The organism is Frankia sp. CoWAU3, assembly GCF_977971855.1.
In genome coordinates this window covers 21,672-22,359 of the sequence record NZ_CDWWXB010000014.1, presented here as the reverse complement: position 1 = coordinate 22,359, position 688 = coordinate 21,672, and the positions used below count along the sequence as shown (strand labels likewise).

The following is a 688-nucleotide window of genomic DNA, read 5'->3' as shown; positions in this document are numbered from 1 at the left end:
TCGGGCGCAGCGCCGCGCGACGGCGGGCGAGCCTGCAGAGCTGGCTGGTGTCCCGATGAACGATCCCGCGAGAGCCGGCCAACCGGCCGAGAACGACCAACCGGCAGGCGGGGTGCGGGCGGCGGTCTACAACCGGTTCTGGCACTCCATGGGCGGCGGGGAACGCCACAACGGCATGATCGCCCAGGTATTGGCCGCCGAGGGCGCCGAGGTCGACCTCCTCGGGCACTCCGAGGTCGACCTCGCGGCGCTCGGCGAGCATCTCGGGCTGGATCTCACCGGCTGCCGGTACGTGCGGTTGCCGGACCGGGGCGAGGAGGCCATCGCCGTCCTCTCCAGGCGCTACGACCTGTTCGTAAACGGTTCGTACATGAGCCGGATCACGCCGAAGGCCCGCCACTCGGCGTACCTGTGCTTCTTCCCGACGCCGTTCGACCACGACATGGCGGCCTGGCGCAAGGCCGCGGTCCGCACGGCCGGGCCGCTGCTGCGCGGGGTTCGCCCAGCGGTGAGCTTCGGCCAGGGCTGGTACCCGCCGGAGGGCGGCCGCCGCAGGCAATGGACCTGGACGAACGGAGCGGGCATCCTCGCCGTCAGCCCGGGCGAGCGGCGCACCCTGCGCGCCGATATCGGCCGGCCCGGCGCGCCCGTCGGTACGCCGTTGCGCCTCCTCGACGCCGACGGCGGC

Annotated in this window: 1 pseudogene; it reads left to right on the top strand. The window is 73.5% G+C overall.

The window, feature by feature from the left end:
• Positions 1–55 precede the first annotated feature (55 nt).
• Positions 56–688, top strand: a pseudogene (locus AC08ON_RS03095) (glycosyl transferase family 1); the annotation flags it as partial.